Raw genomic sequence first — 17,730 nt, 5'->3', positions numbered from 1 at the left:
CGCATCGGACGGACGGGCCGACAGCCAGGACACGGATTCGGCATACTCGAAGACATGCAACTGACTCACTTCGGCCACAGCTGTGTACTCGTCGAGTTGAACGGTTCCACGATTTTGTTCGACCCGGGAACGTTCTCACACGGGTTCGAGGGCATCACGGGTCTGGACGCCATCATGATCACCCACCAGCACCCGGACCACGCAGACCAGGCACGTCTACCGAAGCTGGTCGAGGCCAATCCGGGTGCCGCCCTGTACTCGGATCCGCAGACCGCCGATCAGCTCGGCGGCAACTGGAACGCCGTGCGCCCCGGTCAGCAGTTCCACGTCGGCGACGTGCAGGTCACCGGCACCGGTGGTATGCACGCGGTGATCCATCCGGACATTCCGCTGATCGACAACACCGCGTTCCTGCTCGGCGACTCGGACAACCCCGCCCAGTTGATGCATCCGGGCGATTCCCTCTTCGTCCCGGAGGAGAAGGTCGACGTGCTCGCGCTTCCGGCGGCTGCGCCGTGGTTGAAGATCTCCGAAGCCATCGACTTCCTGCGGGCGGTCGCGCCGCGCGTCGCCGTACCGATCCACCAGGCAATCATCGCCGACGACGCAACGGGCATCTTCTACGGTCGCTACTCGGACATGGCGCCGGAGGGCACCGAATTCCGCACCATGCCGAGCGAGTCGTCGATCGAGGTCTGACGAGAACCTCAGTGGTTGCGAAGTTTCTCGATCAGTTCGTCCTTCTTCAGGTCCGAGTAGCCGTGCATGTCGAGTTCCTTGGCGCGTTCGCGTAGTTCGTCGACGGTCCAGTCCTCGTAGGCGGGCGAGGATCCGCCGGCTTTTCCGACGTTGGAGCGGCCGCGGTTGGCTGCTGCGTTGGAGATACGGGCCGCTTTCTCCTTGGAGTCGCCCTCTTCACGCAGCGTTTCGTAGAGTTCCTGGTCCTTGAGCTGAGGCTGATCGTTCGATTTCGACGTGGGCATCGTTCCTCCTCGCAGGTTCGCGGAGTGCGGACACTTCCACACTCTCACTTCGCGGGGGCGCAGTCACCCGTTCAGGAAACCGGGACGGCCGCGCGGGTGGTCTTCTTCCCAGAAAGCCGCAGGTAGCTCACGTTCCACAACCATTCGAGCGGACCTCGGTCGAATCGACGCAGCCACAGGCTCGACCCTGCGATCATCGTCGCGGAGATCGCGATGAACAGAGCGATCGTCGCCGGGACCACGCTCTGGCCGTCGAGCCGTGCCGACAGCCCGAACCCCCAGCCGTAACACACCACGGAGCACAGAATGTTCTGGACGACGTAGCAGGTCAACGCCATGCGACCGACAGGGGTCATTGCTCTCCCGACCACCCCGGGCTGTGCGCCGCCGACATACCGTTGCGCGACCGCGGCGAGCAGGCCGAGCGACACGAACGGGGCGATCCCGTAGCGGCCGAGAACCAAACCTGCGTCCGAGCCGAAGATTCCGACGACGAAGTCGAGCGGCAGTGCAATGCCGAAACCGAAGATCATCAGCTTCCGTCGAAGCGCATCGCGGCCGGGGTCGAGAATTCCGTCGCCGAACAGTCGTGCGCCGACGAGAAACAGTGCTATCGACATGGGAAGTATGAAGACCACTTCGAGTCGGAAGACGGCCAGATTCTCGACGCGGTACACAACGAGGTCCCAAAAACTGCCGTCCGCGTAGGGGTTCGAGGTCTGCGCCTGCGATTCCGGGGCCGGCGCCCAAGCAAGCGCGGCAACGACGAGCGCGAGCATGGTTGCGTGGATCCCTGCGGCGCAGGCGATCCAGATCTTCTGCACCCGGATACTCGATGCGAGCACGAAAGCCACGATCAGTCCGGTGACGGCATACCCGGTCAGGACGTCGAACTCGGTGACCAGAAAGTAGTGCAGGAGACCGTCGACCATGAGCAGTCCGGCACGCCACGGGTACGCGCCGGGCCACCGCTCTCCCTTACGGGCGGCCGAACGTTGTTGCACGGCAAGCCCTATGCCGAACATGATCGTCAAGAGTCCGAGAAACTTTCCTTGGGCGAGCTGCTCGAGTACCTCCTGCACGGGCCTCCAGCCACCCGTGGCACGCCCGGCGCCGTTGATGTAGCCGACAAATCCTTCGGCGTTGGTGAATATCCAGATATTGGTGCCGAGCGTTCCCAGAATCGCCAATCCACGGAGCACATCGAGGGCGTTGTACCTGGTGGTCGTCATGCTGCACTCCCCTGCAGTGTCGACTTTTGTCAGCACGACTGTGCTAGCAACTCTCTGGATGCTAACACAGTCGTGCTAACATGGGGTGTGCCGAAACTGATCGATCACGAAGAGCGGCGACAAGAGATCGCCGAGGCAGTCGGACGGGTCATCCGCCGTGACGGGGTGAGCGCAGTATCCGTCCGAGAGGTCGCCGCCGAGGCAGGCATCTCCACCGGATCTCTGCGACACGTATTCGCCAGCAAAGAAGAACTTCTCGTGTACTCGATGCAGGTGATCATCCTGCGGGCACGAGACCGGATTTTCGCGCACTTGTCGATCGCCGACCCTCGGGACCGGGCACTGGCCATCCTCGGCGAAGTACTCCCCCTGGACGAAACCAGGCGGTCCGAGATGGAAGTCAACCTTGCGCTCGTCAGCGAAGCTCCCGCGCACCCGTCACTACGCAAGACGGCACTCGAAGCTCACGACGGCCTACGTGACGCCTGTGTCGCAGTGCTGACCGGGCTCGAGGACAACGGCCTGTTCGACACATCGCGCGACGTCCAGGCCGAAGCACTGCGTCTGCACGCCCTGATAGACGGCCTCGCCACCCACCTCGTGCTGGGCCACAACGATTCGCCGGAGGCGGCGTCCGCAACCCTGGCCGCTCACCTGGATGGCTTGGCCTGAACCCAGTTCAGGCAGCTCCGAGATTGCTGACCCGACGCTCCCACCGGTAGACATCGGGCGTTGCCTCGTGATGGAGGCACAGATCCACGGCATCGATCAGGGCCTGCCTGGGGCCACTCTTTCCCAATTGCTTTCCGGTGATCGCCAGCCGAACCACACCGTCGCGGCGGGCGGTCCGCCCCGCCCCCAGAACGAGTGCCCGGCACCACCAAGGCTCCGCCCGGAAACCCTCGCCTATCCCGAGTACTCGCGAGCGTTCGGCCGTCCCGCGTACGAGGTCCTGAACCGACGTCATACCCGCGAGCAGCCGAAAGCCGGCGGACGGAAGCGCGTTCACCGCACCCGCCGATGCCGACCAGCGCGGTGCCGCGAAAAGACGGGTACGCAGGCCCGTCTTTTCCATCACGCGATCCGCAGCCAGCAGCCGCAACCGTGCCTCGTGCTCGGGAAGTGTGGCGAACTCTGCGCGTCGCCGCTTCGTCGCAGCCTGGTCGTAACCGTGCAGGACGATCGCCGCGCCGCGTGAACGCTGCTCGCGCAACCAGGCCTGCGTCTGGGCGTCGTTGACGAGCCGGTACTTGTCCTTCAAACGAGGAGCGACCAGCAGGGACAAGGAGACGCCACGCTTGTCCATTTCTTCCGCGAACGACGCGGCGTGCTCACGCGTTTCGTCGCGGATTCCTGACACCGACACGATCAACTGTCCGGTCATGATTCCCAGCCTGACAGGGGAAGGTGAACAACAAACCAATCCCGTGCGCACTCGAGGAGTGCAGGGACTCCTCGAGCGCGCACGAGTGGCGAAGCCGCTTACGGCAGAACGGCCTCGATGGCCTCTACTACCTCGGCAGCGTCGGGTTCGGTGCGCGGACGGAACCGCTTGGCGACGGTGCCGTCCGGGGCGATCAGGAACTTCTCGAAGTTCCACTGAATGTCGCCGGACTTGCCCTCGGCATCTTCGGCCTTGGTCAGCTCCTCGTACAGGGGATGCCGATTGTCGCCGTTGACCTCGATCTTCTCCATCAGCGGAAAGGTGACGCCGTAGGTGGTCGAGCAGAACGTCTCGATCTCCTCGGGCGTACCCGGCTCCTGTCCCATGAACTGGTTGCACGGGACGCCGATGACGCTCAGACCGCGGTCCGCGTACTCGGTGGCCAGCTTTTCCAGCGCCGTGTACTGCGGGGTAAGGCCGCACTTCGATGCCACATTGACCACGAGGACGGCACGGCCGTCGTACTCGCCGAGCGACGTGGGGACGCCGCCGAGGGTGTTGATTCCGATGTTCTGTACTGGAGTCGTCATACGTCCAACGTAGCGAAGACGCCGAGCCTCGTCTTCGGTCACGAGTTTGTAACCCTCGTTAACGATCCCCCGCGCCCGAGCGAGACACCCTGTGACGCACCGTCCACGACCGTCGACGATTTCGGAGACATCATGAACAAGCGCACCAACAAGCGGATCACAGCAGTATTCGCTGCGATCGCCGCGACAGCCCTCGTCTCCGCATGCGGTTCGAACGACACCGGCGCCACCGATGATGCGGCCCAGACGAATGCGGCGGCCTCGCAGCCTGCCTCCCCCGAAACCCACATTTCCTCCGAGGCCCAAGCGATCACGGAGACCGCAACCGCCACCGAAGCTGCTTCCTCCCCGGCAGCCGAACTGGTCCCCGAGGCGGTAGCACCCGGGGAGCCCGCGCCCGGACAGGGCCCCGGCGAGCAGATGCCCGGCGAACCGCAGTCCGGGCAGTGCCTCGACGTGAGTTCACCTGTGGTCGGCGCCGCGTTCGCGACGTTGAGCCCGTCACCGCGCAATGACGGCTGGAAGGTCGGTCAGTCGAGCGATGCTCCGGCCGGGAACTGCCCCGGACTCGAGTACGTGTTGGCAGAGACTCCGGGCGGGACCGCCAGCTCGCCGAGCCAGGTCCTCTTCTTCCACGACAACACCTACCTCGGCACCGCGACGTCGGATGCGTACGCGTACACCACGGTCGCCGGCACGAGCGAAAACTCTGTCTCGGTGAACTACCAGTGGCTCGAAAACGACGATGCGAGCTGCTGCCCCTCCGGCGGACCGGCGACCATCACGTATACGTGGGACGGATCGCAGGTCGTGATGGAACAACCACTGCCGCAGGCGATGATCGACGCGTACGCGGAGTAGCGGTTTCAGACTCGGGTGTCGACCAGGTCTTTCGGTCGGTCGGAACCCGAGTCTTCGTCCGCGTCCTCGTCCAACATCGTCGACTCGTCGAAGGGAATCTCCTTGTCGAGCACTGATCGAACTCGGTCCGCATCGACCGTATTCGTCCAGTGGCCGACGAGCAGGGTGGCGACCGCATTACCCGAGAAGTTCGTGACCGCACGGGCTTCCGACATGAAGCGGTCGATACCGACGATGAGACCCACGCCGTCGAGCAATTCGGGTCGGTGACTCTGCAGCCCGCCCGCGAGGGTGGCGAGGCCGGCTCCACTGACCCCGGCTGCGCCCTTCGACGCGATGATCATGAACACCAGCAGCGACAGCTGTTCCGGGAAGGACAGTGGCTGCCCCATCGCGTCCGCGATGAAGATCGACGCCATCGTCAGATAGATGGCGGTGCCGTCCAGGTTGAAGGAATAGCCGGTGGGAACAACGACACCGACGGTGGTGCGCTCGACGCCGACGTGTTCCATCTTGGCGATCAGGCGTGGTAGGGCCGACTCGGACGAGGATGTCGCGAAGATCAGCAGGTATTCACGCGCCAGGTAGCGGACCAACTTGAAGATGGACACGCCCGCGACCGTCCGCAGAATCGTCCCGAGAACACCGAACACGAAGATCACGCACGTCAGATAGAACCCGAGCATGAGGGTCGCCAACTGGACGACGGCGCTGAGTCCGGTCTGTCCCACGACGTTGGCGATCGCGCCGAAGGCGCCGATCGGCGCCAGCCACAGAATCATGGCCAGGACCTTGAACACCAACTTCTGCACGTAGCCGATGCCGCGCAGAATCGGCTCGCCGGTCTTGCCCATGGATTGCAGCGCGAACCCGACGAGCAATGCCACGAACAGGGTCTGCAGCACGCTTCCCTCGGTCAGCGAGGACAACATGGACGTCGGGATGATGGACGAGACGAACTCCATGGTGCCGCCCGACTCGTGCGCCTTCTCGGCGAGCTCGGCGCCCTTTCCGTCTGCGGTCACGTTCAAACCGGTGCCCGGATCCAGGAGATTTCCGACGACCAGGCCGATACCGAGCGCCACCGTGGACATGCCGATGAAGTAGATCAGCGCGAGACCACCGACCTTGCCGACCTTGGCCGCGGCCTTCACCGAGCCGATGCCGAGCACGATGGTGCAGAAGATGACCGGGCTGATCATCATCTTGATCAGATCCACGAACATGGTGCCGAGAACACCGAAGGACTTGCCCACACCGGGTGCCAACCATCCGACCAGGATTCCGGCGACGACCGCAACAATGACTCCTATGTAGAGCCAATGCGTGCGGTCGCGCTTCTTGTCGCCGGGGGGCGGCGCGGCGTCGACATCCTCCTGTGCGCGGATACTCATGATGTCCTCTCGACTGGTTGGCAATACGATGGCGAACCTCTAGTGATGCAGGTCACTCGAGCCACGGAGGAATCTACGTTCCATTCACGCTGGGCGTGAAGTTTGTGTTCATTGTGTTCAGACAGGAGAACAGTGCCGATCAGACCGGTACGACGGCCGCGAAGTGTCGCCCGCGAGCTGTTGGCACTCCAGTTGGCAGTCCTGACGGTGGTCATCGTCCTGGCCGCGGGCCTGGCCATGTGGAACGAACACCGCGACAGCGACGCCGACGCCGTCCGACTGGTCACCTCCGTCAGCGAGACGCTCGCCGATACCGACACCCTCACCGCAGCGTTGCAATCCCCCGACCCCTCCGCCGTTCTGCAACCCCAGACCGAGAGAATTCGTGCACACACCGGCGTCGACTTCCTCGTCGTCATGGCGCCCGACCGCACGCGGTACACCCACACGGATCCCGATCTGATCGGCGGGAAGTTCACCGGACACATCGAACGCGCCCTGGCCGGCGAAACCTTCACCGAGACGTACGCGGGCTCGCTCGGCCCCTCGGTCCGTACCGTGACACCGGTCTTCGATCACGGCAAGGTCGTCGGCCTCGTGTCGGCCGGGGTCACCAGGGAGAAGGTCGGCGACCAGTTCACCGACACCCTGCCTGCGATCTTCGCGATCGCCTTCGCCGGTCTCCTGTTGTCCGCGGTAGGCGCGGGCCTCGTCAACCACCGGCTTCGTCGACAGACGCTGGGCCTTGCGCCGGAAGAACTTCGGCGTCTCTACGAACACCACGATGCCGTACTGCATTCTCTCGGCGAAGGATTGGTGGTGCTGGACCGTCGGGACAGCACGGGCTATGCGGGAGTGGTCAACGACGAAGCACGCCGCCTCCTCGATCTACCCGAGGGCCCGATCCTGCTCGATTCACTGCCACACTCCCTTCGCAGCGCCGACGCACCCGACGCCCAGGACGAGGTACATCTCACCGACACCCGGGTTCTGGTGGTCAATCGCAGCCCGGTCGAGTGGGAAGGCTCCCGAATCGGCACTGTGCTCACGATTCGCGATCACACCGAGTTGCAGGACGTCCTCGGCGAACTCGATTCGGTGCGGGGTTTCGCCGAGTCGCTGCGAACCCAGACTCACGAGGCGGCGAATCGCCTGCACACGATCGTGACCATGGTCGAACTCGGCCGATACGACGAGGCGATATCCTTCGCCACCAACGAACTCACGTCCTCCCAACACCTGGTCGACCGGTTGACCACATCCGTCACCGAACCTGCACTGGCGGCACTGCTCCTGGGTAAGGTCTCCTTCGCCGGTGAGCGCGGTGTCGACCTGACGATCACGGACGACACCGCGTTGACGCGACCGCTACCGCTCGAGCCGCGTGAACTCGTGACGCTCGTCGGGAACCTGATCGACAACGCCATCGACGTCGCCAGGGCATCGGACGAAAAGTGGGTGGAAGTGAGTGTGCGTGAGGAGGATTCGGTCATGTCGGTTGCCATCGCAGACAGTGGGCCCGGTATGACACCGGAAGAACTGGAACAAGCGACCACCCGCGGCTTCTCGACCAAGTCGAAACAGCGGGGACTCGGCCTCGCACTGGTCTCGCAGGTCCTCGAACGCCATCACGGCACCCTCCGTACCGAAGCGTCCCTCGGCGGCATGCTCGTCGCCGAGATCCCGTTCACCCGCCCGGGAGACGACCAGTGATTCGGGTGCTCGTCGTCGACGACGAACCGCTCATCGCAGAGGCTCACCGCGCCTATGTGGAACGCGTACCCGGTTTCTCGGTGCATTCGGTCGTACACACCGGCCACGACGCGCTGCGAGTCACTGCGACGGCCGCAGGAACCGCCACCCCGGTTGATCTGGTACTTCTCGACATCGGATTGCCCGACGCCAGCGGACTGGACGTGGCTTCCGCCCTCGGCGGTCTACGTCCGAGTCCCGACGTGATCGCCGTGACGAGCGCACGCGACCTCGACCTGGTGCGGACGGCGGTGGCACGCGGAGTGGCGCTGTATCTACTCAAACCGTTCACGTTCTCGGCCTTCCGCGACAAACTGGAGCGCTACCGCGAGTTTCGCGCTGCGCTTCCGTCGGGCGAGACGGCAGTGAGCCAGCACGACATCGATCGAGCGATGTCCGCGCTACGCACCAGCGACGACCGGGCCGCAGCACCCAAAGGTGTTGCTCCACACACTCTGGACCGAGTCTTCGCCAGTGTCCGGAATGCAGATGGGGCCCTGACCGCAGCCGAGGTCGCCACTGCCACCGGGGTATCCCGCGTGACGGCATGGCGCTACCTGGAACGTCTCGCGGACGACGGTCTCGTCACGAGAACCACCGAATACGGTCGCGCGGGACGCCCTCAGGTGCGGTACGCGACGCGCACCTGAGAGCTCCGATCAAGGTTTCAGACCTTCTCCACCTTCAGTGTGTCGAGGATCCACGCGAACTCGAACGCGACTTCCTTCCACTTCGCGTAGCGGCCGCTCACGCCGCCGTGACCCGCGCTCATCTCCGTCTTGAGAAGCAACGGCGAGTCGCCGGTCTTGGTCGCTCGCAGTTTCGCGACCCACTTGGCCGGTTCCACATACAGCACGCGGGTGTCGTTGATGCTGGTGATCGCCAGAATCGCCGGGTAGTCCTTGGCCTCCACGTTCTCGTAGGGGCTGTAGGACCGCATGTACTCGTACACTTCTGGGTCCTCGAGGGGATTTCCCCACTCGTCCCACTCGATGACGGTGAGCGGCAGCGACGGATCGAGGATCGACGTGAGCGGGTCCACGAACGGCACGTTCGCGAGAATCCCGGTGAACATCTCCGGCGCCAAGTTGGCGACGGCACCCATGAGCAGGCCGCCTGCACTCCCCCCGTCCGCGATCATCCGGTCCGGCGTGGAGTATCCGGAATCGACCAGATGCTGTGCACACGAAACGAAGTCGGTGAAGGTGTTGCGCTTGGTGAGCGTCTTTCCGTTCTCGTACCAATGACGGCCCATCTCGCCGCCACCACGCACGTGAGCGACGACGAACACGATCCCGCGGTCGAGCAGCGAGAGCCTCGCGACGGAGAAGGACGGGTCCATGCTCGCCTCGTACGATCCGTAGCCGTACAGCAGAAGCGGCGCCGGGCCCGTGACCCCGCGGCGCCGAATGATCGACAGCGGAATACGGGTGCCGTCCTCGGCCGTCGCCCATTCCCGTTGCTGCTCGTAATCGGCGGCATCGAAGTCACCGAGCACGGGCTGAGACTTGCGGAGAACGAGCTCACCGGACTTCAGGTCGTAGTCGTACACCTGCCCGGGCGTGATGAAGGACGTGAAGCCCATCCGCAGCATCGGCTGCGTCCACTCGGGGTTGATGCTGAGCCCGATGCTGAACAGTTCCTCGTCGAACTTCAGTTCCGTGATCTCACCGAATCCGTCTTCGGTGATGGGCCACAGCGCGATTCGCGTCAATGCCTCACGCCGGTAGCTGAGCACCAGATGGCCGGAGAAGGCATCGACGTCCTCGAGGCGAACATCGCGGCGGTGCGGCACAAGAGTGGTCAGCGCGGTCGGATCGTTCGCCGGGCACTGCGAGAGCATGAAGTTCTCGGCCTTCTCGCCGTCGACCACATCGTTGTGCAGGACGAGGAACCGATCCTCGCCGGCCACGACGGCATGCTCGACGCTGTACTCGACGCCGTCCCGGCGCGGCAGCACGACGGCGAATTCGCCTTCGGGATTTGCGGATTCGAGTACCCACATCTCACTGGTGATCTTCGACCCGATCCAGATCATCAGATACTTCTCGCTGCGGGTGGACCCGCACGACACCCAGAAACGCTCGTCGGGTTCGTGGAAGACCTTCACGTCCTCGTCGGTGATCGTGCCGAGGCGGTGACGCCACACGGTGTCCGGCCGCCACGAATCGTCGACGGTCATGTAGAAGATGTGACTGTGGTCGATCGCCCAGGTCGCACCCGGTGCCGTCCCGGGAATCTCGTCGGCGAGCAGTTCTCCCGTTTCGAGATTCTTGAACTTCATGGTGAATCGTTCGTCACCGACGACATCCACCGAATAGGCCAGCAGCGTGCCGTCCTCACTCAGCGAGAACGCGCCGATCGAGAAGAACTCGTGGCCCGCGGCTTCCTTGTTTCCGTCGAGCAGGATCTGCTCGCCGGGAACCTCGACCCCCGGAGTGAGTTCGGGCGGCGTCCAGTCGTCTTCACCTGCGATGGGACACCGGCACTGCATACCGTACTGCTCGCCCTCCACCGTGCGGGCGTAGTACCACCACTTCCCCATCCGGGCGGGAACCGACATGTCGGTCTCCTGGGTACGCGACTTGATCTCCTGGAACACCTTCTCCCGCAACGGCTCCAGGTGGGCGGTCTGCTGCTCGGTGTAGGCGTTCTCGGCCTCGAGATATTCGACTACCTCGGGCGACTCCTTGTCCCGCAACCATTCGTACTCGTCCACGAAGGTATGCCCGTGGTGTCGACGCTCGGTGGGAACCGTCTTCGCGACGGGAGGTGTGGTCTTCACGTTGTCGTCGGCCGTCATGCTCTACCCCACCCAATCTTCGAAGGACAGTCCGGAAATGCGCTCGTACGCCTCGATGTACCTGGCACGCGTCGCCTCCACGATCTCCTGCGGCAACGCGGGCGGCGGGGTGTCGGACGCGCGGTCCCAGCCCGACTCGGGGCTGGTCAGCCAGTTGCGGACGAACTGCTTGTCGTAACTCGGCTGAACCACACCCTCCTCGTAGCTGTCGGCCGGCCAGTAACGCGAGGAATCCGGTGTGAGGACCTCGTCGGCGAGCACCAGGTTCCCGCCCGCATCCAGCCCGAACTCGAGCTTGGTGTCCGCCAGAATGACGCCACGGTCGGCAGCGAAGTGGGCCGCACGGGTGTAGATCTCGAGGGTGTCGTCGCGCAGCTTCACCGCGAGATCCTGTCCGATCTTGTCGATGACCTGCTCGAAGGAGATGTTCTCGTCGTGTTCGCCGAGGTCGGCCTTGGTCGCGGGCGTGAAGATGGGGTCCGGAAGCTGACTGGCCTCCACCAGCCCTTCCGGTAGCTGCACGCCGCACACGGCTCCGGTGTTCCGGTAGTCGACCAGACCCGATCCGGTGAGGTAGCCGCGGGCAACGCACTCGACGGGGACCATGTTCAGCTTGCGCACGACGAGCGCGCGGCCGAGCACTTCCTCCGGAATCCGATCGTCGTCCGGATCGCCCGCAAGATGGTTGTTTCCCTCGATCACATTGAAGAAGAACACGCTCATCGCGGTGAGGACGCGTCCCTTGTCGGGGATCAGCGAGTCCAGCACGTGGTCGTAGGCCGAGATCCGGTCGCTCGCGACCAGCAGCAGATGCTCGTCGTCGATCGTGTACAGGTCTCTGACCTTGCCACCGGCCAGATGGGCATATGAAGACAATGAAGGGCGCACGATTTTCCACCCTAACGGTCCGGCCGTGCTCGCACTGCAATCGGCGGGCCGACAGTCCATCATGTCCGTGCAGGGAATAGAACTCACCGCGCCGCCGTTCGATTCGTGGAGAAGGGACAGGTCCTACGAATCCGAGGCGAGGCACCGATGGCGACCAGAACCGACGTCGTCGACGTGGGGTTTCGTTCGGAACGCGGACCGGTTCTGATCGCTCTCATGCTCACGACCTCGCTGGTCGCTCTCGACACCACCATCATCTCCACCGCGGTGTTCACCATCGTCGGCGACCTGGGTGGTTTCAGCCAGTTTCCGTGGCTCTTCTCGGTGTACCTGCTGACGCAGGCCGTTTCCGTTCCCCTGTACGGAAAGCTTGCCGACACCTTCGGCCGCAAGCCGGTGATGATGTTGGGGATCGGACTGTTCGCCCTCGGGTCGGTTCTGTGTGGTCTCGCCTGGAGCATGCCCGCTCTCATCGCTTTTCGTGCGGTCCAGGGCCTCGGCGCAGGCGCGGTCCAGCCGATGAGCATGACAATCGCCGGCGATATCTACACGCTCGCCGAACGTGCAAAGGCGCAGGGCTATCTGGCGAGCGTGTGGGGCATGTCCGCCGTCATCGGGCCCACGCTGGGCGGACTCTTCTCCGAGTTCCTCTCGTGGCGATGGATCTTCTTCGTCAACATCCCGCTGTGTCTGCTCGCAGGCGTGATGCTGATGCGCAACTTCACCGAGGAGAAGGTCCGCAATCGACGCTCCATCGACTACGTCGGCGCGGCCCTCCTCTCTGCCGGTGCCGCCCTGTTGATCCTCGGATTGCTCGAAGGCGGTCAGGCGTGGGCGTGGGGCTCACCCACCAGCATGGGAGTCTTCGCGACCGGGACGGTCCTGCTCGTGGCGTTCGTGTTCGTGGAACGCCACGTGGACGAACCCGTGTTGCCGCTGTGGGTGCTGACGAGGCGCATGCTCGTCGCAAGCAGTCTGGTGTCACTGCTGGTCGGCGCCATCGTCCTGGGGTTGACGACCTACGTACCCACCTTCGCCCAGGGTGTTCTCGGAACGGGCGCGCTCGTCGCCGGCTTCGCGCTGGCCACCCTGACCGTCGGCTGGCCGATCGCGGCGTCGCTGTCGGGCAAGCTCTACCTACGGTTCGGATTCCGGTTCACTGCCCTGATCGGCAGCGGTCTCGTCGTGCTCGGCACCGGATCGACTCTCGTGCTTTCCAGCGAGTCCGCGGTGTGGCACATCGCGATCTGCTGTTTCGTCATCGGCTCGGGAATGGGACTGCTGGCCAGCCCCACCCTCATTGCGGCGCAGGCGAGCGTCGAATGGGCAGATCGAGGCGTGGTCACGTCCACCAACATGTTCGCCCGATCGATCGGTAGTGCCGTAGGCGTCGCGGTGTTCGGGGCCATCGTCAACGCGAACCTGAGCGACACCACCTCACCTCCGCCTGGCGAACTGGCCGACGCCGTTCACCTGGTCTTCGTCACCGCGCTGTGCGCTGCTCTGGTCATGGTCGCCGCAGCGGCCCTCATGCCGAGAAAAGACACCCCTGTGAGCGGTTAGCGAGTCCCTGGACTCGCAGACCACTCACAGGAGGGAGCGGAGAGCGGCGGCATCCCGGTCGAGATCGGCCCGCGCAGGTGATCGCGGGACGCCCCTCAGCCCGAAGCCGTCACCGCGTCTACGCGGCAAGACGTGCAGATGAACGTGGAACACTTCTTGTCCCGCCACCGCTCCGTCCGCCAGAAACAGATTGACGCCCTCCGCGGACGAATCTCCGCCGCGCATCACCCGTGCAATCTTCTGTCCCGCTGCGAACACCTTCTGCCCGTCGGCCGGATCGAGGTCGGCGAGACCGCTCGCGTGCCGCTTCGGCACGACGAGCAGATGTCCCGACGTCCACGGCCGGATGTCCATGAAGGCCATCACGTCGTCGTCCTCGTGGACGACACTCGCCTCGGCCCGGCCGGCAACGATTTCACAGAAAATGCAGTTCACAGGTACCTACAGAATCGGTGACGGCGTGTACGCGGCCGCCTCGGGATTCGCGTCGACGAGCTCCTGGACATGGGCGACCACGGCGGCCACCTGGGCATCGGCCGCACCGATGAAGGCAGTCTTGTCGGCGAGAGCAGCATCGAGTTCTGCGCGACCCAGCGGCAGACGCTCGTCGGCGGCGAGCCGGTCGAGCAGGTCCGGCTCCTTCCCCTGCTCGCGCATCGCCAGTGCCACGGCGACGGCGTGCTCCTTGATGACCTCGTGAGCGGTCTCGCGCCCCACGCCGGCCCGCACCGACGCCATCAGGATGCGAGTGGTCGCCAGGAACGGGAGGTAGCGGGCCAACTCCTTCTCGATGACGGCCGGGTAGGCACCGAACTCGGACAGCACCGTCAAGAACGTCTCGATCAGTCCGTCGATCGCGAAGAACGCATCGGGCAGCGCGACCCGGCGCACCACCGAGCAGAAGACGTCGCCTTCGTTCCACTGCGCCCCGGCGAGCTCCGCGCCCATCGACGCGTATCCGCGCAGCACCACCTGCAGGCCGTTCACCCGCTCACACGAGCGGGTGTTCATCTTGTGCGGCATGGCGGACGAACCGACCTGACCCGGCTGGAAGCCCTCGGTCACCAGTTCGTGACCGGCCATGAGGCGGATCGTGTGCGCGAACGACGACGGCCCCGCTGCAACCTGAACGAGTGTCGACAGCACGTCGTGGTCGAGTGAACGGGGGTACACCTGGCCGACGCTGGTGAACACGTGCGCGAATCCGAGGTGCTCGGCGACTTTCTGCTCGAGAGCCTCGAGCTTCGACGCATCACCGTCGAGAAGATCGAGCATGTCCTGCGCGGTGCCCATCGGGCCCTTGATGCCGCGCAGCGGGTAGCGGTCGATGAGCTCGCGCAGCCGGGTGAGTGCCACCGACAGTTCGTCGGCAGCAGACGCGAACCGCTTGCCGAGGGTGGTCGCCTGGGCGGCCACATTGTGCGAGCGGCCCGCCATCACGACGCTGCTGTACTGCGCAGCCCGCTCGGACAGCCGTGCGGCTACGGCGACGCCGTGGCCGTACACGTGCTCGAGGGAGCGCAGAATCTGCAACTGCTCCACGTTCTCGGTGAGGTCACGAGAGGTGAGCCCCTTGTGGACCTGCTCGTGTCCCGCGAGCGCGTTGAACTCCTCGATCCGCGCCTTGACGTCGTGCCGGGTGACCCGCTCACGTTCGGCGATCGAATCCAGATCGACCTGCTCGAGCACTCGCTCGTAGTCGGCGATCGCATCCGCAGGAACGTCGATTCCGAGCTCGGCCTGCGCGCGAAGCACGGCCAGCCACAGTTGACGCTCGAGCACGATCTTGTGCTCCGGCGACCACAGTTCGGTGATCTCGGGACTGGCGTAGCGATTGGCAAGGACGTTCGGAATGCGGCTCACGAGGCCTCAGTTTACGGCTACACCCCGGTGACCCCGTCGATGCGTTCGCGGATCAGATCGGCGTGCCCGTTGTGACGGGCGTACTCCTCGATCATGTGCACGTAGATCCAGCGCACGCTGACGTCACGGCCGTGGATACTGCCCAAATCCGTCAGCTCCTTGCCGGCACATGCCGCCCGGGCCGCCTCGACCTCCGTCCGCCACGTCGCGAGGGCCGCGGCCAAGCCGTTCGCTTCCGAAACGTCGAACCCACCGTCCATTCCGTTCTCCTGGGCCTCGTGGATCGGCGGTATCGACTCACCCAGCACGCGGCGGAACCAGTTCCGCTCGACGTCTGCCAGGTGCTGCACCAGGCCGGTCAACGTGAAGCCGGACGGGGGTACCGACGCCGTGGCGGCCTGCTCGTCGGTCAGTCCGTCACATTTGCGTACGAGCGTTGCCCGGTGAAAGTCGAGCCATCCTTCGAGGGTTTCGCGTTCGCCGGCATTCATCGGGGGGTGCGGTCGCTCCATGCGCACAGTTCTACCCGCGCGGTACGACAATCCCTCACGCACCTTCGGCGGCCTGATGCGTGACCCTCGGTGCGAGGATGTCGATGACGTCCGACAGCATCCCGCGGGCCAGTTCGCGTGGATCCCGCTCGTGTTCCGCCAACGAACTGACCACCGCGCCGTCGACTATGGCGACGAGTTTGCGAAGCGTCCCTTCGTGGGCGTCCCGATCGGACCGCAGCAATGCGTCGGCGAGGGCTTCGTCGACCTGCGCCTTGAGCCGCCGTTGCACGTCGCGAAGGGCCGCGCTGCGCGCGCAGGCGACGAACCGCTCGTAGCGAGTGATGAGGCGTTCGCGGTCCGTCTCGCTCGGCTGAGGCGGGCCGATCATCAGCTCTACCAGCAGGTCGGCGGTGTCCGCGCTACCACGCGGCAGGTGCACGATCTCCCCCACCCGAGACCGCATTGCCTCGAGATCACGCGTGCCGTTTCGCTCGACAGCGCAGGCGATGAGGTCGTCGAGAGATTCGAAATAGTAAGTCGTTGACGCCAGGGGCAGGTCGGCGCGAGTGGCTACCGAACGATGCCTGACCGCATCGAATCCGCCTTCGAGCAACAGGTCGGCAGCAGCATCGACCAACGCCTGACGGCGTCGTTCACCCTTCGGAGTCGCTGCTGAGGACACAATTTCATCGTGCCAGCACAACGCACCTCATCAGGCCGGATTGGCATTCTGGACGAGAAGTCCTAGGTCCCGCCGCCCAGGTGTCCGCGGAGCCGACCCAAGGCTTCCTCGATGTCGGCGGTGGCTCCGGCGAACGACAAGCGAACGGTCCGGTCGCCTCTCACGGTGTCGAAGTCGACGCCGGGTGCGAGCGCCACCCCGGTCTCGTGCAGCAGCCGCGCACACCAGGCCGTGGAGTCCTCGTCGTCGCCGAGCAGATGCCCGATGTCGGCGTACACGTAGAAGGCCCCGTCCGCCGGCGCGAGATCGCTGATCCCGAGCCGAGGCAGACCGTCCAGGAGAAGCGAGCGGTTCACGCCGTACCGCTCGACGTGACCGTCCAACTCGGCGCGCGCTTCCGGCGTGAAGGCCGAGACCGCGGCGTACTGCGAGATCGCCGGCGGGCATACCGTCAGGTTCGATCCCAGGCGCTGCAACGCCGGGCGCAGGTCCCGCGGTACGAGCATCCAACCGAGGCGCCACCCGGTCATCGAGAAGTACTTGGACACCGATCCGATCACCACGGATTCGCGGGAGGTCTCCCACGCACTGCTCGTGACCTGATCCGAGTAGGCGATCCCGTGATAGATCTCGTCCGACACGAGGAGGGTGTCGTGGTCGTCGCACCAACGGGCAAGGGCCGCCAGCTCGTCCGGATCGATGACGGTCCCGGTGGGGTTGGCCGGGCTGGCTACGATCAACCCGGCAGGCGGCTCGGGCAGCGCTTCCAGCATCTCGACCGTCGGCTGAAATCTCGTCTCGGGACCACAGTCGAGTTCGACCACGTTGCATCCGAGCGCTGCGAGGGTGTTCCGGTACGCGGGGTACCCCGGACGCGCCACGACCACGGTGTCTCCGACGTCGAATGCCGCCAGGAAGATCAACGTGAAGGCGCCCGACGAACCGGTGGTGATCACGACGTCGTCCGCCGCGACGTCGATCGACGACTTCGCCGAGTGATACTCGGCCACGGCCTCACGCAGAGCCGGAATCCCGAAGGTTTCCGTGTAGCCGAGAAGGTGCTCGTCGAGCGTCTCGTGCGTGGCTCTCAGAACCGGAGCGGGCGCAGGCGTCGAGGGCTGCCCGGCGGCAAGAGTGAGAACGTCACCGTGTGTTCGTTGACGCTCGGCCGCGGCCTTCCACACGTCCATCACGTGGAACGTCTGGATACGGGACCGTCGAGATTCTTTACGCACGCGCTC

18 protein-coding genes are annotated in these 17,730 nt (G+C 64.7%); 6 read left to right on the top strand and 12 right to left on the bottom strand.

Features of this window, described 5'->3' with window-relative positions; all coding sequences use genetic code 11:
• The first annotated feature begins 54 nt into the window (after positions 1-54).
• Complete coding sequence (locus ACZI8R_RS12130; RefSeq protein WP_463379867.1) at positions 55-699, top strand: MBL fold metallo-hydrolase; 645 nt, start codon at positions 55-57, stop codon at positions 697-699.
• Positions 700-707: 8 nt separating this feature from the next.
• Here ACZI8R_RS12130 and ACZI8R_RS12125 read toward each other — a convergent pair whose 3' ends face one another.
• Both ACZI8R_RS12125 and ACZI8R_RS12120 read right to left on the bottom strand, forming a co-directional pair.
• Positions 708-983, bottom strand: coding sequence for a DUF7218 family protein (locus ACZI8R_RS12125; RefSeq protein ID WP_463379866.1), 276 nt, complete (start codon positions 981-983; stop codon positions 708-710).
• Between the two features lie 71 nt (positions 984-1,054).
• On the bottom strand, positions 1,055-2,215 hold the full coding sequence (locus tag ACZI8R_RS12120; protein ID WP_463379865.1) for a DUF418 domain-containing protein: 1,161 nt from the start codon (positions 2,213-2,215) through the stop codon (positions 1,055-1,057).
• Positions 2,216-2,302: 87 nt separating this feature from the next.
• On the opposite strand from ACZI8R_RS12120, the gene ACZI8R_RS12115 reads away from it, so the two are divergent.
• A complete protein-coding gene (locus ACZI8R_RS12115; protein WP_463379864.1) occupies positions 2,303-2,887 on the top strand; it encodes a TetR/AcrR family transcriptional regulator in 585 nt (194 codons plus the stop codon).
• Between the two features lie 7 nt (positions 2,888-2,894).
• Here the strand turns inward: ACZI8R_RS12115 and ACZI8R_RS12110 are convergent, their stop codons facing one another.
• Both ACZI8R_RS12110 and ACZI8R_RS12105 read right to left on the bottom strand, forming a co-directional pair.
• Positions 2,895-3,599, bottom strand: coding sequence for a DUF2334 domain-containing protein (locus tag ACZI8R_RS12110; RefSeq protein ID WP_463379863.1), 705 nt, complete (start codon positions 3,597-3,599; stop codon positions 2,895-2,897).
• A gap of 98 nt (positions 3,600-3,697) precedes the next feature.
• Positions 3,698-4,189, bottom strand: a complete 492-nt coding sequence (locus ACZI8R_RS12105; RefSeq protein WP_463379862.1) for a glutathione peroxidase — start codon at positions 4,187-4,189, stop codon at positions 3,698-3,700.
• Between the two features lie 132 nt (positions 4,190-4,321).
• Between ACZI8R_RS12105 and ACZI8R_RS12100 the strand changes: the two genes are divergently transcribed.
• On the top strand, positions 4,322-5,050 hold the full coding sequence (locus tag ACZI8R_RS12100) for an LppP/LprE family lipoprotein (RefSeq protein WP_463379861.1): 729 nt from the start codon (positions 4,322-4,324) through the stop codon (positions 5,048-5,050).
• A gap of 5 nt (positions 5,051-5,055) precedes the next feature.
• On the opposite strand, the gene ACZI8R_RS12095 is transcribed toward ACZI8R_RS12100, so the two are convergent.
• Positions 5,056-6,444 (bottom strand): cation:dicarboxylate symporter family transporter, encoded by a 1,389-nt coding sequence (locus ACZI8R_RS12095; RefSeq protein ID WP_463379860.1) that lies wholly within the window; start codon positions 6,442-6,444, stop codon positions 5,056-5,058.
• Between the two features lie 132 nt (positions 6,445-6,576).
• On the opposite strand from ACZI8R_RS12095, the gene ACZI8R_RS12090 reads away from it, so the two are divergent.
• Both ACZI8R_RS12090 and ACZI8R_RS12085 read left to right on the top strand, forming a co-directional pair.
• On the top strand, positions 6,577-8,157 hold the full coding sequence (locus ACZI8R_RS12090) for an ATP-binding protein (protein WP_463379859.1): 1,581 nt from the start codon (positions 6,577-6,579) through the stop codon (positions 8,155-8,157).
• Positions 8,154-8,846: a response regulator gene (locus tag ACZI8R_RS12085; protein WP_463379858.1), complete on the top strand. Its 693-nt coding sequence runs from the start codon at positions 8,154-8,156 to the stop codon at positions 8,844-8,846. Before ACZI8R_RS12090 ends, ACZI8R_RS12085 begins: the two co-directional genes overlap by 4 nt.
• 17 nt (positions 8,847-8,863) lie before the next feature.
• On the opposite strand, the gene ACZI8R_RS12080 is transcribed toward ACZI8R_RS12085, so the two are convergent.
• Positions 8,864-10,999, bottom strand: a complete 2,136-nt coding sequence (locus ACZI8R_RS12080; RefSeq protein WP_463379857.1) for a S9 family peptidase — start codon at positions 10,997-10,999, stop codon at positions 8,864-8,866.
• Between the two features lie 3 nt (positions 11,000-11,002).
• A complete protein-coding gene (locus ACZI8R_RS12075) occupies positions 11,003-11,887 on the bottom strand; it encodes a phosphoribosylaminoimidazolesuccinocarboxamide synthase (RefSeq protein ID WP_463379856.1) in 885 nt (294 codons plus the stop codon).
• Between the two features lie 129 nt (positions 11,888-12,016).
• Between ACZI8R_RS12075 and ACZI8R_RS12070 the strand changes: the two genes are divergently transcribed.
• Positions 12,017-13,450 (top strand): MDR family MFS transporter, encoded by a 1,434-nt coding sequence (locus tag ACZI8R_RS12070; protein WP_463379973.1) that lies wholly within the window; start codon positions 12,017-12,019, stop codon positions 13,448-13,450.
• Positions 13,451-13,474: 24 nt separating this feature from the next.
• On the opposite strand, the gene ACZI8R_RS12065 is transcribed toward ACZI8R_RS12070, so the two are convergent.
• The 5 genes from ACZI8R_RS12065 to ACZI8R_RS12045 form a co-directional block, all read right to left on the bottom strand.
• On the bottom strand, positions 13,475-13,885 hold the full coding sequence (locus tag ACZI8R_RS12065; protein WP_463379855.1) for an HIT family protein: 411 nt from the start codon (positions 13,883-13,885) through the stop codon (positions 13,475-13,477).
• Between the two features lie 6 nt (positions 13,886-13,891).
• Positions 13,892-15,313, bottom strand: a complete 1,422-nt coding sequence (gene purB / locus ACZI8R_RS12060) for an adenylosuccinate lyase (RefSeq protein WP_463379854.1) — start codon at positions 15,311-15,313, stop codon at positions 13,892-13,894.
• A 17-nt stretch (positions 15,314-15,330) separates the two neighbouring features.
• The gene (locus tag ACZI8R_RS12055) at positions 15,331-15,825 is read right to left on the bottom strand and encodes a DinB family protein (protein WP_463379853.1); all 495 of its coding nucleotides are present in this window, start codon (positions 15,823-15,825) and stop codon (positions 15,331-15,333) included.
• A 34-nt stretch (positions 15,826-15,859) separates the two neighbouring features.
• Positions 15,860-16,489 (bottom strand): TetR/AcrR family transcriptional regulator, encoded by a 630-nt coding sequence (locus ACZI8R_RS12050; protein ID WP_463379852.1) that lies wholly within the window; start codon positions 16,487-16,489, stop codon positions 15,860-15,862.
• Between the two features lie 62 nt (positions 16,490-16,551).
• Entirely contained in the window at positions 16,552-17,724 is a 1,173-nt protein-coding gene (locus ACZI8R_RS12045; protein ID WP_463379851.1) for a pyridoxal phosphate-dependent aminotransferase, read from the bottom strand.
• Positions 17,725-17,730 lie beyond the last annotated feature (6 nt).

The sequence above is a fragment of the Rhodococcus huquni genome, from assembly GCF_055231055.1.
Note: the sequence above shows the minus strand (reverse complement) of the source record. Positions and strands in the feature narration are given on the sequence as shown.